Here is a 20,097-nt window from a genome sequence, read left to right as displayed (position 1 = left end):
TCAAACTCGCTAAACTTTTAACTTCATTTAGCTTGAGTTTGTATGTCCTACTATGAAGTTAAAGATTGATGTGAAATGAGTGAATAGGATGAAAAAGAAAGAAGATACAAGAGTAGTAGTAGGAATGTCCGGAGGGGTAGACTCTTCTGTTGCCGCTTATTTACTAAAAGAACAAGGTTATGATGTAATAGGCATTTTCATGAAAAACTGGGATGACACAGATGAATTTGGTATGTGTACTGCCACAGAAGATTATGAAGACGTGATAAAAGTTTGCAACCAAATAGGTATTCCTTATTATGCAGTAAACTTTGAAAAGCAGTATTGGGATAAGGTTTTCACTTACTTTTTAGAAGAGTATAAAGCAGGTCGAACTCCTAACCCAGATGTAATGTGTAATAAAGAAATTAAATTTAAAGCGTTTTTAGAGCATGCATTAGCGTTAGGTGCAGATTACTTGGCAACTGGTCATTATGCACAAGTAGAAGTTCGCGACGGTCAAACTCGTATGCTCCGTGGTAAGGACAATAATAAAGATCAAACGTATTTCTTAAATCAATTGAATCAAGAACAATTGGAAAAAGTAATGTTCCCAATTGGACATTTAGAAAAGAAAAAAGTGCGTGAAATTGCATTAGAGCAAGGTCTTGCTACAGCGACGAAAAAGGATTCCACTGGAATTTGTTTCATTGGCGAAAGAAATTTCAAGGAATTTTTGAGCCAATACCTACCTGCGCAACAAGGTGCCATGGAAACAATGGATGGAAACGTGATGGGACAGCATGATGGGTTGATGTATTATACAATTGGTCAACGTCATGGTCTAGGCATTGGTGGTTCAGGTGATCCTTGGTTCGTAATCGGGAAAGACTTGGACAGAAATGTATTGCTCGTTGGGCAAAATATTAACAATGATGCATTGTTTTCAACTAGCTTAACGGCTACTGATTTATCTTTTACAACAACATTAGAAAAACCACAAACTTTCAAAGCAACAGCTAAATTCCGTTATCGCCAAGAAGATGTAGGTGTTTTCGTAGAATTGATAGATGCTAACCGAGTTCGAGTTATATTTGATGAACCAGTGCGTGCTATTACACCAGGACAAGCCGTAGTGTTTTACCAAGGTGATGAATGTTTAGGTGGAGCAACCATTGATGAAGTTTTTAAAGATGGCCATAAACTGGATTATGTTGGATAACTGGAGGTAATATTCATGAACTACAATGAATTAGGAATTCAAGCTATACAAGAAGAGGATTACGAAAAAGCAGTCGAGCTTTTTACAAAAGCAATTGAAGAAAATCCAGATGAGGCAATCGGTTATATTAATTTTGGGAATCTTTTATCCTCGATGAATGAAGATGAACGAGCAGAGAAGTTTTTCCAAAAAGCAATTACATTAGATGAGGATGCAGCAACGGCCTATTATAGTCTTGCAAACTTATACTATAATGCGGAGAGATTTGAGGAAGCGGCTAAGTTATATGAAAAAGCAATCGCAAGTGGTATTGAAGGGCCAGACGCTTATTATATGCTTGGAAAGAGTCTTGAAAAAGAAGGGCTAACAAAGCTCTCACTACCCTATTTACAAAGAGCGTATGAGCTGGCGCCAGACGATATTCAGGTGAAATTATCTTATGGTATCGCTCTTGCTAGCCTAGAAATGTTCGAACAAGCAGAACCTGTTTTTAAAGAAATAGTAGAGATGGACGCAGAAAATGCAGATGCTCACTACAATTTGGGCGTTTTATATGCTGTTTCTACATCGGACACAGAAGCTGCATTATCCCATTTAAAAGAAGCTTTCACGCTTCAACCCAATTATGATCAAGCACGCTACGTGTATGACATGATTTCTCTACGAAATTAATGAAACTTTGGAGGCGGTAGTATGACCAACGAAATAAATAATGAAAAACAATTTATTGCAGGTCGTCCTATCGTTTCGATTTTTCATAACCCTCAAAATTTATTTTCTATCTTAAAAGTGAAAATCAAATCCACAAACACTACGTATACAGACAAGGAAGTAATAGTATCAGGCTATTTTCCTCCTCTAGTTTTAGAAGAAGCATATAAATTCATCGGTTATATTAAAAACCATCCGAAATATGGCATTCAGTTCCAAGTGGAAACGTTCCAAAAAGAAGTGCCCGATACGGAACAAGGAATCATTCATTATTTGTCGAGTGATATGTTCACGGGGATAGGGCGTAAAACAGCAGAGCAAATTGTAAAAAAACTTGGGCCAAATGCTATAAATAAAATTCTAGATGATTCGGAAGCCCTAGATATAGTTCCACGTCTTTCAGAAGAAAAAAAACAAACTTTACGTGCAGTTCTAGTGCAAAATCTAGGCTTAGAAAAAGTAATGATTCAATTAAATGAATGGGGATTCGGTCCTCAAATCGCCATGAAGATCTATCAAGCCTATAGAGAAGAAACACTCACGGTACTTACTAAAAATCCATACCGCCTTATTGAAGAGGTAGAGGGGGTTGGTTTTGTTCGAGCGGATGAGCTTGGCTATAAATTAGGTATTCAAGGGAATCATCCAGATCGGATTAAAGCTGCAATATTTCATCTGCTTCAAACTGCTTCGTTAGGAGAAGGGCATGTATTTTTATATGCAGAGCAATTGTTAGAATCTGTTAAACAGTTATTAGAAAATGCTCAGCGAGAAGAGATCCCATATGAGGCCATTAGTAAATGCTGCATTGAACTAGCGGAAGAAAGTCGGATAGTCGGAGAAGTGAATCGTTTTTATATTCCTTCTTTATACTTTTCAGAAGTAGGAATTGGTTCTAAAATAGAAACGCTACTAGCGGAAAATGATTCCCACCATCAATTTCCTTTAGCCGAGATGAAAAAGCATCTTGGAGGTATTGAAGAACGTCTAGGGGTGCAGTATGCTCCGACACAGATTAATGCGATAGAAACAGCGTTAAACTCAAGTATGACTTTATTAACTGGAGGTCCTGGTACCGGAAAAACAACCGTTGTGCGAGGAATCGTTGAGCTCTACGCAGAATTACATGGACTTTCGTTGGATCCAAAGGAATGGATAAAGGACAACAAACCCTTCCCAGTAGTTTTAGCTGCTCCGACTGGTAGAGCAGCTAAACGCCTTAGTGAATCTACAGATTTGCCTGCAATGACTATTCATAGACTATTAGGCTTTACGGGTCAAGAGGATGCGGATGTTGAAGGCAAAGAAATAGAAGGTAAACTAATTATCATTGATGAAACCTCTATGTTAGATACATGGTTAGGACATCAACTTTTAAAGGCAATTCCAAAGGATGCCCAAGTTATTTTTGTAGGAGATCAAGATCAACTTCCACCAGTAGGACCAGGACAAGTATTAAAAGATTTGCTTGCCTCCAAACGAATTCCTACAGTCGAGCTAAAGGATATTTATCGCCAAGCAGAAGGGTCTTCCATTATTGAACTTGCTCATGAAATGAAGCGAGGGATGGTCCCGGCAACTCTATTAGACAAAACAAAGGACCGTTCCTTTATAAAAGCTTCTACCGAGCAAATTCCAAAAGTAGTGGAACAAGTGTTAAAAAGTGCATTATCTAAAGGACATTCTATTCGAGATATGCAAGTACTTGCACCAATGTATCGAGGTCCCGCAGGTATAGATGCCCTTAACAAAATGATTCAAGAAATGGTCAACCCAAATACGGACGGAAAGCGAAAAGAAATGGTTTTCGGTGAAACTATCTACCGTATTGGAGATAAAGTGCTGCAGCTAGTCAATCAACCCGAGAGTCATGTATTTAATGGAGATATGGGGGAAGTCATTAGTATTTTTAGAGCTGCTGAAACAGTTGAGAAAAAAGAAATGTTAATCGTTTCTTTTGATGGCAACGAAGTAACCTACGAAAAAAATGATTTAAATCAGCTTACACTAGCTTACTGTTGTTCCGTTCATAAATCTCAGGGTAGTGAGTTTCAAACTGTTATTATGCCTATAACAAGAAGTTATATGAAGATGTTAAGACGAAATTTACTTTATACAGGAATTACTCGTGCCAAAAACTTTCTCATATTATGTGGAGACCCAGAAGTATTTAAATTCGGAGTGCAAAGAACCGATGATCTTCATCGATTAACTACCTTAAAGGATCGTTTATCGAATGTAGAAGAATCGGAGCAACTTGGAGATAAAGAAATAGTTCATGAATCAGCTGGGGCTCAAACTGATTTGACATGCTTAACAGCTGAAAATTTTCATATAATAGACCCACTAATTGGGATGAATGGTATCACACCGTATCAATTTATGGAGTCAGACAATTGACACTTACCAATTTGTTTTTTATAATCAATTGCATATAGTAAAATGTTGACGGAGAAAGTACTAATTGTTAGCTGACTAGAGATGAATTCCTTGGCTGAAAGAATTCACTGACCTAACAAATAGGAAAGCTACTCCTGAGTGCAGTTAAAACCTGTCGTTCGGCCGCGTTAAGGCTTCTTGAGAGACATAGTAGATTACTACTGTGTAACTAGGGTGGTACCGCGAAACAACAGCTTTCGTCCCTTTTTTAGGGATGAGGGCTTTTTTTTATTTGTTTTCCAGTTTTAGTCAAATTCATCATCAGTGTTTTTTAATAAAATACGAATGGTTACTTAATCCATCATTTTTTATTCGTATTTAAAAAAGTGGATCGAGCAGGAGGCGACTACAGCGGGAACAGCGCGAGCGAGAGACAACAGGCTCTAGCCGTGCCTGCGAAAGGCGTCCACCTAGAGCGGAAATCACTGAAGAAGTTTATTTATTTAACAAACGAAACTTATTAGGAGGAACTAAACATGAAACAATTAACAGGTGCTCAAATTAGACAAATGTATTTAGACTTTTTTATGGAAAAAGGGCATGCACAGGAACCTTCAGCTCCATTAGTACCGATTAACGATCCGTCTTTACTTTGGATCAATAGTGGAGTAGCAACATTAAAAAAATATTTTGACGGACGTGTTGTTCCTGAAAATCCACGTATTACGAATGCACAAAAATCTATTCGTACAAACGATATTGAAAACGTTGGGAAGACTGCGAGACATCATACTTTCTTTGAAATGCTAGGTAACTTTTCAATTGGTGATTATTTTAAGAAAGAAGCTATCCATTATGCATGGGAGTTTCTAACGGATACAAAGTGGATGGCATTAGAACCAGAGAAATTATCAATTACCATTCATCCTGAGGATATAGAAGCATATAATATTTGGAAGGATGAAATTGGGATTCCTGAAGAAAGACTTATTCGTTTAGAAGGTAACTTCTGGGATATTGGGGAAGGTCCAAGTGGTCCTAACTCGGAAATTTTCTATGATCGTGGAGAAAGCTATGGCAATGACTTAAGTGACTCTGAACTTTATCCAGGTGGGGAAAATGAACGTTATTTAGAAATTTGGAATTTAGTGTTTTCCGAATTCAATCATAATCCAGACAATACGTACACACCTTTGCCAAAGCAAAATATTGATACAGGTATGGGACTAGAGCGTATGACAAGTGTTATGCAAGATGTTCCAACAAACTTTGATACAGATTTATTTTTGCCAATTATTCGTCAAACAGAACAGATTTCTGGTAAGGCATATCGTGCAAATGAAGTGGACGATACAGCTTTTAAAGTAATTGCAGACCATGTTCGTACCGTTGCATTTGCGATTGGAGATGGTGCTTTACCATCAAACGAAGGAAGAGGTTATGTTCTTAGAAGATTACTTCGTAGAGCAGTACGCTTTGCCAAACAGTTAGGAATTGAAAAACCATTTTTATATGAGCTTGTTCCTGTAGTCGGAGAAATCATGAAAGATTTCTATCCAGAGGTAACAGAAAAACAAGATTTTATAATGCGTGTTATGAAAAATGAAGAAGAAAGATTCCATGAAACACTTCATGATGGTTTAACTATTTTAGAAAAAGTTATCAAAGAGCAGCAAGCAAAAGGCGAGACTTACATCCCAGGAACTACAACATTCACTCTATATGATACTTACGGCTTCCCGATCGAATTAACAGAGGAATATGCAGAGGAAGCAAATATGACCGTGGACCATGAAGGATTCCAATCAGAAATGGAAGCTCAGCGTTCTCGTGCTCGTGCGGCTCGTCAAAACGTAGATTCTATGCAGGTTCAATCTGAGGTATTTAGTAATTTACATGATGAAAGTGAATTTGTCGGCTATGAAACGACTGCTGTTTCTACTAAAGTTACGTCCATAGTACGTGATCAAGTATTAGTTAAAACAGCTCATGAAGGCGACGAAGTGAAAGTAGTATTAACTCAAACACCTTTTTACGCTGAAAGTGGAGGTCAAATTGCTGATCACGGCGTAATCGAAAATGATACATTTAGAGGATTTGTAAAAGATGTTCAAAAGGCTCCCAATGGACAAAACCTTCATACGGTTGTTATCGAGTCAGGAGAAATGATTACGGATGCTGAGGTAGTGGCAACTGTCGACAACTCATTACGTGGGCATACGATTAAAAATCACTCAGCAACGCATATTTTACATCAGGCACTAAAGGATGTATTAGGTACTCATGTAAATCAAGCTGGATCTTATGTTGGTCCCGATCGTTTACGTTTTGACTTCTCTCATTTTGGACAAGTAACAAAAGATGAGCTAGAACAAATTGAACGTATAGTTAATGAGAAAGTGTGGGATAATATCCCGGTAGTTACTGGCTACCATAATATTGACGAAGCAAAACAAATGGGTGCAATGGCATTATTCGGTGAAAAGTATGGGGATATTGTAAGAGTTGTACAAATGGGAGATTTCTCTTTAGAGCTATGCGGCGGCATTCATGTTCAAAACACTTCTCAAATTGGAATCTTTAAAATCCTTTCAGAAAGTGGAATCGGAGCAGGTACTAGACGTATTGAAGCAGTAACTGGTAAGGGTGCATTTGAGATTATAAAGGAAGAAGAACAAATATTAAACGAAGCTGCAAATTTACTGAAGGCACAGCCAAAAGATTTAGTGAATAAGGTTACTCAAACACTTCAGGAGCTAAAAAATGTGCAGAGAGACAATGAGTCACTTTCTGCAAAAATTGCAAATAGTCAAGCGTCTTCTGTTTTGTCATCTGCACAAAAAGTAAATGATGTAACGGTGTTAGCGGTAAAAGTGGATGCGAAGGATAACAACCAATTACGCCAAATGATGGATGATTTAAAACAAAAGCTTGAAAAAGCTGTCATTGTACTAGGCGCAGTTGATGGGGACAAAGTAATGATTTCAGCAGGAGTTACAAAGGATATTGTTGGCGGGAACTATCACGCTGGTAATATCGTTAAACTAGTAGCAGAACAGTGTGGAGGCAAAGGTGGAGGTCGTCCAGACTTCGCAATGGCTGGTGCAAAAGATGCAAGCAAATTGGAAACAGCTCTTAGTTCTGTAGTGGAATATATTAAATCTGTTTAAATTATTTCAAAAATAGGATATACTAAGACAATAGATACATTAGTTTTTTCATTAAAAATGGAAAGCGAGGTGCTGATCATGAGCTCATTTGATAAAACGATGAAATTTAATTTCCCTGAAGAATCGATGGAACAGGAAGTAAAGCATGTGATGACACAAGTTCACTCTGCACTAGAAGAGAAGGGGTATAATTCTATCAATCAAATTGTCGGCTACTTATTGTCAGGTGATCCAGCTTATATTCCTCGCCATCAAGATGCACGCAATATGATTCGAAAACTTGAACGAGATGAAATATTAGAGGAACTAGTGAAGTTTTATATTAAAAAAAATAATGAGGCTTAATGATGCGAATTATGGGGTTAGATGTTGGTTCTCGTACCGTAGGAGTAGCAATCAGTGATGCATTTGGTTGGACTGCGCAAGGTATTGAAACGATAAAGATAAATGAAGAAAATTTAGAGTTTGGTCTAGAACGAATTGATGAACTTGTGAAAGAGCATGTTGTCACAGAATTTGTTGTAGGATTTCCAAAAAACATGAATAATTCTATTGGTCCACGTGCAGAGGCATCCGAACAATATGCCAAGCTATTAACCGATAAATATCATTTCCCTGTCACATTATGGGATGAACGATTGACAACGATGGCTGCAGAACGTATGTTAATAGATGCGGATGTTAGTCGTAAAAAACGTAAGCAAGTGATCGACAAGATGGCCGCTGTAATGATTTTACAAGGCTTTCTTGATAGAAAAAATAGATGAGGTGACTGCAAATGGACCACGGACAAGAAAATATTACAATTGTAGATGAAAATGGAAACGAACAGCTTTGCAACGTGCTTTTCACATTTGAATCAGATGAATTTGGAAAATCGTATGTACTTTATTATCCAATAGGCGCAGAAGAAGATGAAAACGAAGAAATCGAAATTCATGCATCATCTTTTGTTCCAAATGAAGATGGAGAAGACGGAGAATTACTTCCAGTTGAATCTGACGCTGAATGGGATATGATCGAAGAAATGTTAAGTACATTTTTAGACGAGCAAGAGGAAGAAGACGAAGAATAAGACTATCTATTTAAGGTGGATGAGGGAAGCCTCATTCACCTTTTTCTTTTTATATGTTTTCTTGTATAATGAGATGGAGATAATATGAAATTTCATTCAGTGCTGGTTTTTCTGCCCGCAATGAATGTTAGTCGAATTAATCGGACCTTTACGGGCAGTTTATCCCAAATTTTCTTTCATTCGTTTCCTCGAGATCTTGAAGAAGGGATATTTCTGCCCGTTAAGGCGGGACATAAGGGGGAGAACCCGTGGAAAATGAGACAAAAAAAGAGATTATGTTTAATAAAATGAAAAAAAAGAAAAAAGAAGTGAAACTTGTTCGAAAAATTGTCTTAATCATTACCTTTCTTGTCATCGTTATCGGTGGTATAGGTGGTTTAGTTGTCTACAATTATGTAGAGTCAGCACTGCTTCCATTAGATCCTAATTCGGAAGAGAAGATTACAGTGGAGATTCCAATTGGATCAGGACTTGATAATATTTCAAGTAAGCTAGAAGAAAGTGGAATTATAAAAAATGCTAAAATCTTCAAATATTATGCAAAGTTCAACAATGAATCTCAATTTCAGGCTGGAGAGTATACCTTAACGAAAGCAATGACGCTAGATGAAATTATTACAAGCTTAAAGACTGGTAGAGTATACAGAGAACCTATTTTCTCTTTAACAATTCCTGAAGGATTAACCCTCGAGCAAATTGGACAAGTTGTGGAAAAGAAAACAAGTCATTCTGCTGATGATTTCTTTACGCTCGTAACTAACCCGGAATTTGTGGATAGAATGATGGTTAAATACCCAAACATTTTAGGTCCGGAGATTAAAGGAGAAAATGTACGCTATGCGTTAGAAGGCTATCTGTTCCCAGCGACTTATCCATTTTTTGAGGATAATCCTTCTATTGAGACAATAGTGGATACTATGCTTTCAAATACAGATAAAGTCGTAACTTCTTACGTAGACTTATTACAAGCAGAAGAAAAATCAGTGCATTGGCTATTAACATTTGCCTCCTTGTTAGAGGAAGAGGCAACAGCGCAAACAGATCGTGCAACTATTGCAAGTGTTTTTTATAACCGCATAGAAGAAGGAATGCCTCTTCAAACGGACCCAACTGTTTTATATGCAAAAGGAACACATAAAGACCGTGTGTTGTTTGAAGACTTAGAGTTTGATAGTCCATATAATACGTATCAAAATACAGGATTACCACCTGGACCAATTGCTAACGCTGGTAAATCATCTATTGAAGCTGCACTGGATCCAAGTGATACAAAATACTTTTACTTCTTGGCAGATAAAGAAGGTACGAATCATTTTGCAGTGACCTATGATGAACATCTTCGAAATATTGACAAATATTTAAAGTAATTATTGTGCAGGAGACGGAATGGTTGTCGCATTCGGTCTCCTGCTATGTTATTATAAGAGTTGTTTTTTTACATAATAGGGATTATTATTTTATTGACCTAAAGGGGTTAGTTTAGATGAATATTAGTGATGATTTTTTGAAGGATCTAATTAAGCCTAGATCCGCTATTTTTTTGGAAATGGAACAATATGCAAAAGAGAATCATGTGCCAATTATGCAGCTGATGGGTATGGAATCGTTATTGCAGCTTCTTTCTTTGCAAAAACCCCAGGCTATTTTAGAGCTAGGAACTGCAATTGGATACTCTTCTATGCGTATGGCAACTAAACTTCCGCATTCGACCATTGTGACGATCGAAAGAGATGAAATAAAAGCAGAGCTAGCCCAAAATTATATAGAGCGTGAGGATTTGCAACATCGAATTCGAGTAATTGTTGGCGATGCTTTAGAAGTTTCGGATAATGAGCTTGGAGATAACAAATTCGATGCTATTTTTATTGATGCAGCTAAAGGTCAATACAAAAACTTCTTCGAAAAATATGCCCCATTTTTAAATGATGGTGGCGTTATTTATTGTGATAATTTATTGCTAAATGGATTGTCTGAATTACCGATGAGTGAAGTACCTAGAAGAAAAAGAACAATGGTCCGAAACCAGCATCAATTTATGGAGTGGCTGATGAATCATCCAGATTATGACACAGCATTCCTACCTGTCGGAGATGGAATGTTAGTAAGTATTAAGAGGTGAACGACATGAACAAAACAGAATTATTAGTAACCCCAGCAAGTATTAGTCATTTAGAAGAACTTATAGCAGTTGGAGCGGATGCTTTTTTAGTAGGAGAACAATTTTTTGGTTTGAGACTCCCAGCTGAATTTACCTTGGAACATATAACAGTTGCTAGAAACATTACCTTGAATCATAACAAAAAACTATACGTTGCGATGAATGCTCTTTTTCATAATGACAAAGTAGACTCATTGGTACCTTATTTAAAAAAACTTCAGGAAATTGGTGTAGATGGAATTGTTTTTGGCGATCCAGCTGTCATAATAGCTAGACGTGAAGCGGAAGTAACTATTCCGTTACATTGGAATACGGAACAAACAGCTACCAATTATTTTACTGCAAATTATTGGGGAAAACGTGGTTCGACCAGAGCTGTTCTTGCTAGAGAACTAAGCTTAGATGAAGTTGTGGAAGTAAAAGAAAATGCTGAAGTTCAAATAGAAGTTCAAGTTCACGGAATGACTTGTATTTTTCAATCAAAGCGCTCTCTACTAGGTAATTATTTCTTGTTCCAAGAAAAAGCAATGGAGGTGGAAAATCGTTCTAAAAATAAAAATATGTTTTTACACGATAAAGAGCGCTCCAACAAATATCCAATTTATGAGGATAGCAATGGAACGCATATTTTCAGTCCAAACGATATGTGTATGATCGATGAACTAGATGAGCTTTTAGACGCAGGAATTGATAGCTTGAAAATCGATGGGATACTACAGGACCCTTCATATGTAACGGCTATTACTGGTTACTATCGTCAAGCTATTGATGCTTATTATGAATCGAGAGCTGCTTACAAAGCTTGCAAAAAAGAATTATTGAACAAGATTGAAGAAATTCAACCACCATTGAGACCATTAGATACTGGGTTTTTCTTTAAAGAAACGGTGTATTAATGGAAGTTTTATAAGAAAGGGTAGGTTTTATTTGCTTAATACGAAATTAGATAAAATAAGTGAGATAATCGATGGGAAACGTGTTATAACGAAAAAACCTGAATTATTAGCACCTGCTGGAAGTTTAGAAAAGTTAAAAATCGCAGTGCATTACGGTGCTGACGCTGTATTTATAGGAGGACAAGAATTTGGACTCCGTTCAAATGCGGGAAACTTCTCCATCGATGAAATGCGTGATGGAGTAGAATTTGCTAACAAGTATGGCGCTAAAGTGTATGTGACAACTAATATATTTGCGCACAATGAAAATATGGATGGATTAGAAGATTATTTACAAGCAGTCGAATCTACTGGTGTAACTGGAATTATTGTTGCCGATCCATTAATAATTGAGACATGCCGATCTGTTGCCCCAAAATTAGAGCTTCACTTAAGCACGCAACAATCTTTATCTAATTGGAAAGCGGTTCAATATTGGAAAGAGGAAGGACTTCATCGAGTTGTACTAGCCCGTGAAACTAGTGGAGACGAAATTCAATTAATGAAAGAGAAAGTGGACATCGAAATTGAAACGTTTGTCCACGGCGCAATGTGTATTGCCTACAGTGGAAGATGCACACTTTCTAATCATATGACTGCACGTGATTCCAATAGAGGCGGTTGCTGCCAATCCTGTAGGTGGGATTATGATTTATATGAACAAAACGATGGCCTAGAACAACCCTTATTTACAGATGGTGATGTTCCTTTTGCTATGAGCCCAAAGGATTTAAAATTATTGGAATCGATACCACGTTTAATCGAGCTAGGAATCGATTCATTAAAAGTAGAAGGTCGTATGAAGTCAATTCACTATATCGCTACTGTGGTGAGTGTTTATCGTAAAGTAATTGATGCATACTGTGCAGATCCTGAAAACTTTAAAATGCAGAAAAGCTGGGTAGAAGAGCTAGAGAAATGCGCAAATCGTGAAACTGATACAGCATTTTTTGAGCATGAGCCTACTTTTGAACAACAGATGTATGGGGTACATGATAAAAAATTAGGGTTCGATTTTGTCGGACTTGTGTTAGAGTATAACGAAGAGACACAAATAGTGACGCTGCAGCAACGAAACTATTTTAAGCCTGGAGACAAAGTAGAATTCTTTGGACCAGAAATAGAGAACATCGAGATGGTTATAAATGAGCTTACGGATGAAAAAGGACAGGTCTTGGAAGCAGCAAGACATCCTTTACAAATTGTTCAATTTAAATGTCCGACTAAATTATATCCAAATAATATGATGAGAAAAGGGATGAAGTAATGGCTAAGAAAACTCCTCTTATCATTGGGATCGCAGGTGGATCGGGATCAGGTAAAACGAGTGTAACAAACGCAATCAGTGAAGTATTTAAGGACCATTCCGTAGTAGTTATCCAACAAGATTTCTATTACAAAGATCAGAGTCATTTGAAATTTGAAGAAAGACTCAATACTAATTATGATCATCCATTAGCTTTTGATAATGACCTATTACTTGAACATATTCACAATTTGTTAGACAATAAGTCAATCGAAAAGCCGGTATATGATTATGCACAGCATACCCGCTCTTCTGAAACGATCAAAATTGAGCCAAAGGATGTTATTATTTTAGAAGGTATTTTAGTTTTGGAAGATGAGCGACTTCGCAATATGATGAATATCAAATTATTTGTTGATACAGATGCAGATTTACGTATTATTCGTCGTATATTACGTGATATTAACGATAGAGGACGTACAGTTGATTCTGTTGTGGATCAGTATCTTCACGTAGTTCGTCCGATGCACAATCAATTCATCGAACCGACTAAAAAGTATGCAGACGTAATTATTCCAGAGGGCGGCCAAAATGAAGTGGCAATCGATTTAATGGTAACAAAAATAAAAACTATTCTTGAAACGGATGTTAATGTATAATATGATGATTGAGATTGACAATAATTTCATGAAATTCATAACATTGTGATTAGATGCATATGAATAATACATGATAAAGTTTTAAGTGTGTATTTAAAGGAGTGTATGGGAGTGTCAATAGAGAAACAATATCCAATGACCGTTGCTGGTAAACAAAAATTACAGGATGAGTTAAATCATCTAATAACGGTTAAACGTAAAGAGGTAGTAGAACGTATTAAAATTGCTAGAAGTTTTGGGGATCTTTCCGAGAACTCTGAATACGATTCTGCTAAAGAGGATCAAGCGTTTGTAGAAGGTAGAATTTCAACACTAGAGTCAATGATTCGCAATGCTGTTATCATCGAAGGAGAAGGAAATAACGACATCGTTTCGCTTGGTAAAACAGTAACGTTTGTGGAGATTCCAGATGGCGATGAAGAAACTTATACAATCGTAGGCTCTGCAGAAGCTGATCCATTAGAAGGCCTAATTTCAAATGATTCTCCAATTGCTAAAGGGTTAATCGGCAAGACTACAGGAGATCGCGTGAAAATCCTTACTCCTGGTGGAGAAATGGACGTAGAAATAAAAACGATTTCATAAAACAAAGAGGTAAACGAATCCGTTTACCTCTTTTTTGAATCATAATATTGGAAATAAAGGATACTATGATGCCGTTCCTGGTGGACTCTTGCATCGGGCACGGTTCAATCTCCTCGTCACTACGTGACTGTGGGGTCTTCAGCTCGTGCTGTTCCCGCTGGAGTTGCCTTCTTTCAATACAAACAACTTAATGAGTAATACTCCCCATTTAGATTGGGCATAGTTTGTAGTTTAGATGAAAAAAGTATTCACAGTAAAATAATTATAAATCAGTCTTTTGAATTAGGAAGTGCGATCTAATGAACTATTTTTGAGGTTTTTGAAACAAATCCCTATGATTCTCGTCTATTTGTAGTATATTCTCTTATATTAAAGGAGGAAATTACATGCCTGAAAAAAATACGAAATTTGACTCACGATTAGATCAACGAAATCATAAGAGAAAAAAGAATACTATTTTAAATATACTTATTGGAATAGTAATTCTCCTTATCATCATAGTAACAGTTAATATAGTTACAGATGACAACGAGAAAGAAAGTGCTAATACATCTTCCACAAACAATGAACAAACAGAAGAAAATAGTGAAAACACCTCTGAAGAAGATAAAGATAAGGAATCTGAAGCGGTAGTTGGCAATAGTACTGATTCCACAGATTCTACTTCCTCAAATGAAGAGCCAACTTCTGAAACAGAAGTGAATGAAACTACTGATATTGGTGAGAATGACACTGAATCAGGCACTGTAACAACTGAAGCTTCTGACGATCCAAATGTCGAATCGGTTGTAATAGATTCTGGATGGCAGCCAATCGGAACCGCGCAGACAGGTGATCACGTTTCAAGCTATACGAAAAAAACTGTGGACTGGGATGAAAAAGTGGATGCATTAGCGTATGCTGCTAATTTAGATCCGTCCGATATGTATGTAGTATTTCTCGGTAATGGGGGAAGCCCTCAAAAATCCATAGGAACTGTCACTTCAAAGGATAGAAGCGAAATTTATCGTATATCTCTTGAATGGATTGATGGGGAAGGGTGGAAACCTACTAAAAAAGAGAAGCTTAAAGCATTAAAATGAGTTTCTGCACTATTTCATTTATAATATCAAAAAGAAAAGCTTCTTGACTTAAGAAGCTTTTTTCCTTATTTTTAAAGAAGTGCATTTAGAGAGGGGTAAATAGTATGAGAATAGCGGTTATAGGTGCAATGGAAGAAGAAGTAGAGCTTCTGAGAAAAGAAATCGAAAATCCAGAAACAAAGAACATAGCAAACAGTGAATTTACAAGTGGATCTTACAAAAATCATGAGGTTATTTTACTGAAAAGTGGAATTGGAAAAGTGAACGCGGCCATGACAACTTCTATATTATTAAGCGAATTTCAACCTGATTATGTTATTAACACTGGTTCAGCAGGGGGTTATGACCCAAATCTAGAGGTAGGGGCGATTGTAATCTCCGATGAAGTGAGACATCATGATGTCGATGTAACTGCTTTTGGTTATGAAATTGGTCAAGTACCTCAGCTTCCTGCAGCATTTAGATCTGACGAACGTTTGATGAAATTAGCAGAGGAAGCAGTATCGGAAATAGGACAACACCAAGCCGCAACCGGTTTAATTGCAACAGGGGATATTTTTATGCATGAGCCTGCAAAAGTAGAACAGGTTCGTAGCCATTTCCCACAAATGAAGGCTTGTGAAATGGAAGCTGCCGCAGTTGCGCAAGTTTGCCATCAATTTGAAGTTCCTTTTGTCGTAATTCGTTCACTTTCTGACATCGCTGGTAAAGAATCCTCTATCAGCTTTGATGAGTTTTTACCTGTTGCCGCAAAGCATTCAACGCAAGTTGTATTGCGTGTTATAGAAAAACTATAAGTTGTCATTAATTTGCCATACTGAGCTGTTTAACGTATATTAATAATTCTCTTACTATATGCTATGATAAAATTATCAGGTGGTTTCAATGTAAGAGGAGGAGAATGAATGTTATTCCTAATGGCTATGTCAGTTTTAGTAACAGCGGTATTATCATTTATCATGATTGCAGAGACAAGTGAAGATTAAACCTAGCTAAGCTCTTTTGGTGTTTGATACATCGAAAGAGTTTTTTTCATGTATATAAGATTGATACAGTTTTACTAATGCACGTTTTTCAATCCGAGATACGTAGCTTCTCGATATTTTTAGTTGCTTCGATATATCTTTTTGCGTCATCGGCTCATGACCAAGTAATCCATATCTTCGGATGATAATTTCGAGCTCTCTTTTTTCTAGCTGGGATAAATGTCGATATAAGCTATTCGTTTCTTCTTCATCTACCAATTGTTCGTCCGTACTTTTATCAATACCTGGAAGCAGGTCTGTAATTTCTAATGAGTGACCATCTTTATCCATCCCGATTGGTTCATGTAGGGAAACGTCTTTTTGAACTTTCTTTAATGATCGTAAATACATTAAAATTTCATTTTCTATACATCTGGCAGCGTAAGTCGCTAGTTTCGTTTTCTTGGTGGGAGTATAGCTATTGACAGCCTTCATCAGTCCAATTGTGCCTATAGAGATGTAATCATCCAACAGTTCATGCTTTGGATGAAACTTTTTGACTACATGGGCAACCAATCGCATATTTCGTTCGATAAGTTCATCACGAGCTGATAAATCGCCACCTAAAAATCGATCTATCATGACTTTTTCTTCTTCCGGTGTGAAGGGCTGATGAAATGCCTGGCCTTTCAAATAACCAAGAACGAGCGGAAATTCTACAAAGATGCTTATAAAGGCAGCCATTAGACCGGTAATGAGGTTCACCTCCATCTAGTTGTTAAACCAGTGTATGTCGAAAGCTGCCAAAATATGAAAAAGCGACCGCAAATTCGCAGTCGCTTCACTCATTAAACTTTCCTTAATGTAAATGTGCTGATCATTAATAGTGCGAGAATGATGAATAAAAACATGTAAGAGACAGATGGTACATATTCTATCGCAAAATAGGATAACGTTAAAATTACACCAGCTACAGTAATGGGTAGACCAGTAAAAAACCCATTCGGTTCAGAAATATTAAATCGTGCTAACCTGAAAGCACCACATGCTATATAGATGACAGTTATGATCATTCCGGTAACAATGAACTCTTGTAATACTAACGAATACATCAGTAATGCTGGAGCTACCCCAAATGAAATAATATCGCTCATGGAATCTAGTTGTTTACCTAATTCGGATTCGAGATGAAATTTTCGAGCTACAATTCCATCAAATCTATCTAATAGGCCAGCTATAAATATAAATAAAACACTGAACGTGTAATTTTCATTCATTGTTGCCATGATGGCTGCACCACCACATGCAAGATTGCCAATGGTGATCATATTTGCTGCATGTGATTTCAATTTTTTTACTGTTTGATACATTGCGTTTTGTAAAAACATTGTAAATCACTCCTTTACAAATAACGTATTTGTTCATTATACTTCGATTAAGTAAAAATTGTAAGTTTAAATTTTTCTAGGGAGCTAAAAAATGAGAGAACGATTATATCAAACCATGATTGAATTAACCAATGGAAAATGGTCCTCATCAATAATCCGAAGTTTTACCCAATCCAAGGTTAGCAAACGTATTATTCCCTCTTATATTAAGTATTTTAATATATCAACTCACGACATGATACAAAAAAGTGACGATTTCTCTACTTTACATGATTTTTTTATTCGTAAGGTCACTGCAGCTAGTCGCCCTATTGATGAGAAAGCGGCTAGCATAATTAGCCCTGTCGATGCAACGATAGAAACTTTTGGAGATATTACAGCAGAAGGGCTTTTCTATGTAAAACAAAAAACCTACTCATTACAGGATATGCTAGGCTCTGATAAAATAGCTTCATTTTATCAAAAGGGAAAATATATTGTTTTATATTTAAGTCCAGCCGAATATCACCGAATACATTCTCCTATAGATGGTAAAGTTTTGAATCAATATATTCTCGGTGCGAAATCGTATCCGGTGAATAAATGGGGCCTTCAGTTTGGCAAGCAAACGATAAGTGGTAACTACCGAATGCTAACGGAACTAGAAATGCCAAATGAAAAAAGGTGTATACATATAAAAGTAGGGGCAATGTTTGTAAACTCAATCGAACTTACGAATACATCTACTACATGGAGTAAAGGAGAAGAGGTTGGATATTTCTCCTTTGGATCTACCGTTGTCATGTTATTTGAAGAGGGTAGTGTGCAGTTTTCAAGTAATGTACAACCTGGGAAATTTGTCCGAATGGGTGAGAATGTAGCAAATATGCTATAATCATAAATAGAAATAGCCTCGAATTGGAGTGTTCGTCTTTGTATTCAAATTTTATACCTAGTGAATTTGTAAGAAGTGTCTATCATATAACACCTGAGATGTTAAAAGACAAAGGGATAAAGGCAATTATTACAGATTTAGATAACACATTAGTTGAATGGGATCGACCAGATGCAACCCCTAAATTAATCGAGTGGTTTGCGAGTATTAAAGCTGCTGGGATTCAAGTAACGATTGTTTCTAATAACAATGAGCTGCGAGTTAAATCATTTGCAGATCCACTTGGAATTCCATTCATATTTAAAGCCCGTAAACCGCTTGGAAAAGCATTTCTTCAGGCATTAAGTATAATGTCGGTGAAACGAGAAGAAGTAGTTGTCATTGGTGACCAGTTACTAACCGATGTGTTTGGAGGAAACAGATTAAAACTTCATACGATTTTAGTTATTCCAGTTGCGAAATCAGATGGATTTGTGACCAAATTTAACCGTATGGTAGAACGAAGAATTTTTAGTTACTTGGACAAAAAAGGACAGGTTACATGGGAGGAAGAAGCGTGACAGAAGCACCAAAATGTATCGGTTGCGGTACAGTAATTCAAACAGAAAAAGTAGGAGAACCTGGTTATGCACCAGTTTCTTCTTTGGAAAAAGAAGATATAATTTGTCAGCGTTGTTTCCGATTGAAGAATTACAATGAATTACAACCAGTTTCATTGACAGATGATGATTTTCTTAGAATTTTAAACAGCTTAGGAACGCAAAAAGGGCTAATCGTTAAAATAGTTGATATCTTTGATTTTAATGGTAGTTGGTTACCTGGTTTGCATCGTTTTGTTGGCAATAACCCTATATTGTTGATAGCCAATAAGGCAGATTTATTACCAAAATCAGTGAAAAAAAATAAAGTCATAAATTGGATGAAGCAGGAAGCTAAAAAACTAGGCTTGTCTCCAATAGACGTATTGTTTGTTAGTGCCCATAAAGGAACAGGCATGTCAGAAGCAATGGAAGCCATCGAGCATTATCGAAAAGGTGAAAACGTTTATGTTGTTGGCTGTACAAATGTTGGGAAGTCTACATTTATCAACCGAATTATTAAACAAGCTACTGGAGAGGATGCGATTATTACCACTTCGCATTTCCCTGGTACTACTTTAGATATGATTGAAATCCCATTAGATGATACTAAGTCATTATTTGATACACCTGGTATTATTAATCACCATCAAATGGCCCATTACTTAGATCCATCAGAATTGAAATATATAACACCTAAAAAAGAGATTAAACCGAAAGTATTCCAACTAAATAGTGAACAAACATTATACTTGGGTGGTTTATCTCGTTTTGACTTTATCAAAGGTGAACGTGCGGCTTTTACATGTCATATAGCTAATGATATTCCAATACACCGCACAAAATTAGAGAATGCGGATAATTTATATAAAGAACATAAAGGGAAATTATTATCTCCACCGAGTGAAGAGTTTGCAGATCTATTACCACCTTTAGTTCGTCATGAATTTAAGATTAAAGATGATAAAACAGATATCGTATTTTCTGGATTAGGGTGGATTACTGTACAACGTGGTGGTGTAATTGTAGCCGCACATGCCCCGGCAGGTGTAGAAATTTCTATTCGTCCATCATTAATATAGGAGGGATAG

At 36.7% G+C, this 20,097-nt stretch carries 20 protein-coding genes and 1 other annotated feature; of the genes, 18 read left to right on the top strand and 2 right to left on the bottom strand.

Annotation, left to right across the window (positions count from 1 at the left end):
* The first annotated feature begins 88 nt into the window (after positions 1–88).
* From mnmA to mtnN, 15 genes are all read left to right on the top strand, one after another.
* The gene (gene mnmA / locus ACIQX2_RS10515) at positions 89–1,201 is read left to right on the top strand and encodes a tRNA 2-thiouridine(34) synthase MnmA (RefSeq protein WP_402849725.1); all 1,113 of its coding nucleotides are present in this window, start codon (positions 89–91) and stop codon (positions 1,199–1,201) included.
* Positions 1,202–1,216: 15 nt separating this feature from the next.
* Positions 1,217–1,873: a tetratricopeptide repeat protein gene (locus tag ACIQX2_RS10510; RefSeq protein WP_402849723.1), complete on the top strand. Its 657-nt coding sequence runs from the start codon at positions 1,217–1,219 to the stop codon at positions 1,871–1,873.
* A 21-nt stretch (positions 1,874–1,894) separates the two neighbouring features.
* The gene (gene recD2 / locus ACIQX2_RS10505) at positions 1,895–4,312 is read left to right on the top strand and encodes an SF1B family DNA helicase RecD2 (RefSeq protein ID WP_402849720.1); all 2,418 of its coding nucleotides are present in this window, start codon (positions 1,895–1,897) and stop codon (positions 4,310–4,312) included.
* Positions 4,313–4,348: 36 nt separating this feature from the next.
* Positions 4,349–4,559, top strand: a binding site (T-box leader).
* 268 nt (positions 4,560–4,827) lie between these two features.
* Complete coding sequence (gene alaS, locus ACIQX2_RS10500; protein ID WP_402849717.1) at positions 4,828–7,461, top strand: alanine--tRNA ligase; 2,634 nt, start codon at positions 4,828–4,830, stop codon at positions 7,459–7,461.
* A gap of 78 nt (positions 7,462–7,539) precedes the next feature.
* A complete protein-coding gene (locus ACIQX2_RS10495; protein ID WP_093060571.1) occupies positions 7,540–7,806 on the top strand; it encodes an IreB family regulatory phosphoprotein in 267 nt (88 codons plus the stop codon).
* Positions 7,807–7,808: 2 nt separating this feature from the next.
* Positions 7,809–8,228, top strand: a complete 420-nt coding sequence (ruvX, locus tag ACIQX2_RS10490; RefSeq protein ID WP_402849713.1) for a Holliday junction resolvase RuvX — start codon at positions 7,809–7,811, stop codon at positions 8,226–8,228.
* An 11-nt stretch (positions 8,229–8,239) separates the two neighbouring features.
* Positions 8,240–8,536 (top strand): DUF1292 domain-containing protein, encoded by a 297-nt coding sequence (locus ACIQX2_RS10485; protein WP_093060573.1) that lies wholly within the window; start codon positions 8,240–8,242, stop codon positions 8,534–8,536.
* 248 nt (positions 8,537–8,784) lie between these two features.
* Positions 8,785–9,903 carry an endolytic transglycosylase MltG gene (gene mltG, locus ACIQX2_RS10480; protein ID WP_402849709.1) on the top strand — a complete coding sequence of 373 codons (1,119 nt, stop codon included), beginning with the start codon at positions 8,785–8,787 and terminating at the stop codon, positions 9,901–9,903.
* 116 nt (positions 9,904–10,019) lie between these two features.
* A complete protein-coding gene (locus ACIQX2_RS10475; protein ID WP_402849707.1) occupies positions 10,020–10,655 on the top strand; it encodes an O-methyltransferase in 636 nt (211 codons plus the stop codon).
* Between the two features lie 5 nt (positions 10,656–10,660).
* On the top strand, positions 10,661–11,590 hold the full coding sequence (locus tag ACIQX2_RS10470; RefSeq protein ID WP_402849704.1) for a peptidase U32 family protein: 930 nt from the start codon (positions 10,661–10,663) through the stop codon (positions 11,588–11,590).
* Positions 11,591–11,621: 31 nt separating this feature from the next.
* Positions 11,622–12,896 (top strand): peptidase U32 family protein, encoded by a 1,275-nt coding sequence (locus tag ACIQX2_RS10465; protein ID WP_402849701.1) that lies wholly within the window; start codon positions 11,622–11,624, stop codon positions 12,894–12,896.
* Positions 12,896–13,534 carry a uridine kinase gene (gene udk / locus ACIQX2_RS10460; RefSeq protein WP_093060578.1) on the top strand — a complete coding sequence of 213 codons (639 nt, stop codon included), beginning with the start codon at positions 12,896–12,898 and terminating at the stop codon, positions 13,532–13,534. Before ACIQX2_RS10465 ends, udk begins: the two co-directional genes overlap by 1 nt.
* Before the next feature lie 111 nt (positions 13,535–13,645).
* Positions 13,646–14,119: a transcription elongation factor GreA gene (gene greA, locus ACIQX2_RS10455; RefSeq protein ID WP_093060579.1), complete on the top strand. Its 474-nt coding sequence runs from the start codon at positions 13,646–13,648 to the stop codon at positions 14,117–14,119.
* A 386-nt stretch (positions 14,120–14,505) separates the two neighbouring features.
* Entirely contained in the window at positions 14,506–15,201 is a 696-nt protein-coding gene (locus ACIQX2_RS10450) for a YrrS family protein (RefSeq protein WP_402849696.1), read from the top strand.
* Between the two features lie 104 nt (positions 15,202–15,305).
* Complete coding sequence (mtnN, locus tag ACIQX2_RS10445; RefSeq protein ID WP_402849693.1) at positions 15,306–15,998, top strand: 5'-methylthioadenosine/S-adenosylhomocysteine nucleosidase; 693 nt, start codon at positions 15,306–15,308, stop codon at positions 15,996–15,998.
* A gap of 195 nt (positions 15,999–16,193) precedes the next feature.
* Here the strand turns inward: mtnN and sigK are convergent, their stop codons facing one another.
* Both sigK and pssA read right to left on the bottom strand, forming a co-directional pair.
* Positions 16,194–16,922 (bottom strand): RNA polymerase sporulation sigma factor SigK, encoded by a 729-nt coding sequence (gene sigK / locus ACIQX2_RS10440; RefSeq protein ID WP_402850516.1) that lies wholly within the window; start codon positions 16,920–16,922, stop codon positions 16,194–16,196.
* A 92-nt stretch (positions 16,923–17,014) separates the two neighbouring features.
* Positions 17,015–17,554, bottom strand: coding sequence for a CDP-diacylglycerol--serine O-phosphatidyltransferase (gene pssA, locus ACIQX2_RS10435; RefSeq protein ID WP_402849691.1), 540 nt, complete (start codon positions 17,552–17,554; stop codon positions 17,015–17,017).
* A 91-nt stretch (positions 17,555–17,645) separates the two neighbouring features.
* Between pssA and ACIQX2_RS10430 the strand changes: the two genes are divergently transcribed.
* Genes ACIQX2_RS10430 through yqeH form a run of 3 tightly spaced genes read left to right on the top strand, consistent with a single transcriptional unit; the run spans position 17,646 to position 20,088 of the window.
* Positions 17,646–18,428 carry a phosphatidylserine decarboxylase gene (locus tag ACIQX2_RS10430; RefSeq protein WP_402849688.1) on the top strand — a complete coding sequence of 261 codons (783 nt, stop codon included), beginning with the start codon at positions 17,646–17,648 and terminating at the stop codon, positions 18,426–18,428.
* 38 nt (positions 18,429–18,466) lie between these two features.
* The gene (locus ACIQX2_RS10425) at positions 18,467–18,988 is read left to right on the top strand and encodes a YqeG family HAD IIIA-type phosphatase (protein WP_093060584.1); all 522 of its coding nucleotides are present in this window, start codon (positions 18,467–18,469) and stop codon (positions 18,986–18,988) included.
* Positions 18,985–20,088: a ribosome biogenesis GTPase YqeH gene (gene yqeH, locus ACIQX2_RS10420; RefSeq protein ID WP_402849684.1), complete on the top strand. Its 1,104-nt coding sequence runs from the start codon at positions 18,985–18,987 to the stop codon at positions 20,086–20,088. The genes ACIQX2_RS10425 and yqeH overlap by 4 nt, the downstream gene beginning before the upstream one ends.
* The last annotated feature ends 9 nt before the right edge of the window (positions 20,089–20,097 follow it).

Source organism: Psychrobacillus sp. NPDC096623, assembly GCF_044762655.1.
In the GTDB taxonomy this organism is placed as follows: domain Bacteria; phylum Bacillota; class Bacilli; order Bacillales_A; family Planococcaceae; genus Psychrobacillus.
This window is presented reverse-complemented; position numbering and strand designations above follow the sequence as displayed.

What these genes read in the sequence shown, in the direction of transcription:
- ACIQX2_RS10510 (WP_402849723.1), top strand. Translation starts at nt 1,217, where the DNA reads ATGAACTACAATGAATTAGGAATTCAAGCTATACAAGAAGAGGATTAC.
- mtnN (WP_402849693.1), top strand. Translation starts at nt 15,306, where the DNA reads ATGAGAATAGCGGTTATAGGTGCAATGGAAGAAGAAGTAGAGCTTCTG.
- ruvX (WP_402849713.1), top strand. Translation starts at nt 7,809, where the DNA reads ATGCGAATTATGGGGTTAGATGTTGGTTCTCGTACCGTAGGAGTAGCA.
- ACIQX2_RS10485 (WP_093060573.1), top strand. Translation starts at nt 8,240, where the DNA reads ATGGACCACGGACAAGAAAATATTACAATTGTAGATGAAAATGGAAAC.
- pssA (WP_402849691.1), bottom strand. Translation starts at nt 17,554, where the DNA reads ATGTTTTTACAAAACGCAATGTATCAAACAGTAAAAAAATTGAAATCA.
- udk (WP_093060578.1), top strand. Translation starts at nt 12,896, where the DNA reads ATGGCTAAGAAAACTCCTCTTATCATTGGGATCGCAGGTGGATCGGGA.
- mnmA (WP_402849725.1), top strand. Translation starts at nt 89, where the DNA reads ATGAAAAAGAAAGAAGATACAAGAGTAGTAGTAGGAATGTCCGGAGGG.
- recD2 (WP_402849720.1), top strand. Translation starts at nt 1,895, where the DNA reads ATGACCAACGAAATAAATAATGAAAAACAATTTATTGCAGGTCGTCCT.
- alaS (WP_402849717.1), top strand. Translation starts at nt 4,828, where the DNA reads ATGAAACAATTAACAGGTGCTCAAATTAGACAAATGTATTTAGACTTT.
- ACIQX2_RS10475 (WP_402849707.1), top strand. Translation starts at nt 10,020, where the DNA reads ATGAATATTAGTGATGATTTTTTGAAGGATCTAATTAAGCCTAGATCC.
- ACIQX2_RS10430 (WP_402849688.1), top strand. Translation starts at nt 17,646, where the DNA reads ATGAGAGAACGATTATATCAAACCATGATTGAATTAACCAATGGAAAA.
- ACIQX2_RS10495 (WP_093060571.1), top strand. Translation starts at nt 7,540, where the DNA reads ATGAGCTCATTTGATAAAACGATGAAATTTAATTTCCCTGAAGAATCG.
- ACIQX2_RS10450 (WP_402849696.1), top strand. Translation starts at nt 14,506, where the DNA reads ATGCCTGAAAAAAATACGAAATTTGACTCACGATTAGATCAACGAAAT.
- ACIQX2_RS10470 (WP_402849704.1), top strand. Translation starts at nt 10,661, where the DNA reads ATGAACAAAACAGAATTATTAGTAACCCCAGCAAGTATTAGTCATTTA.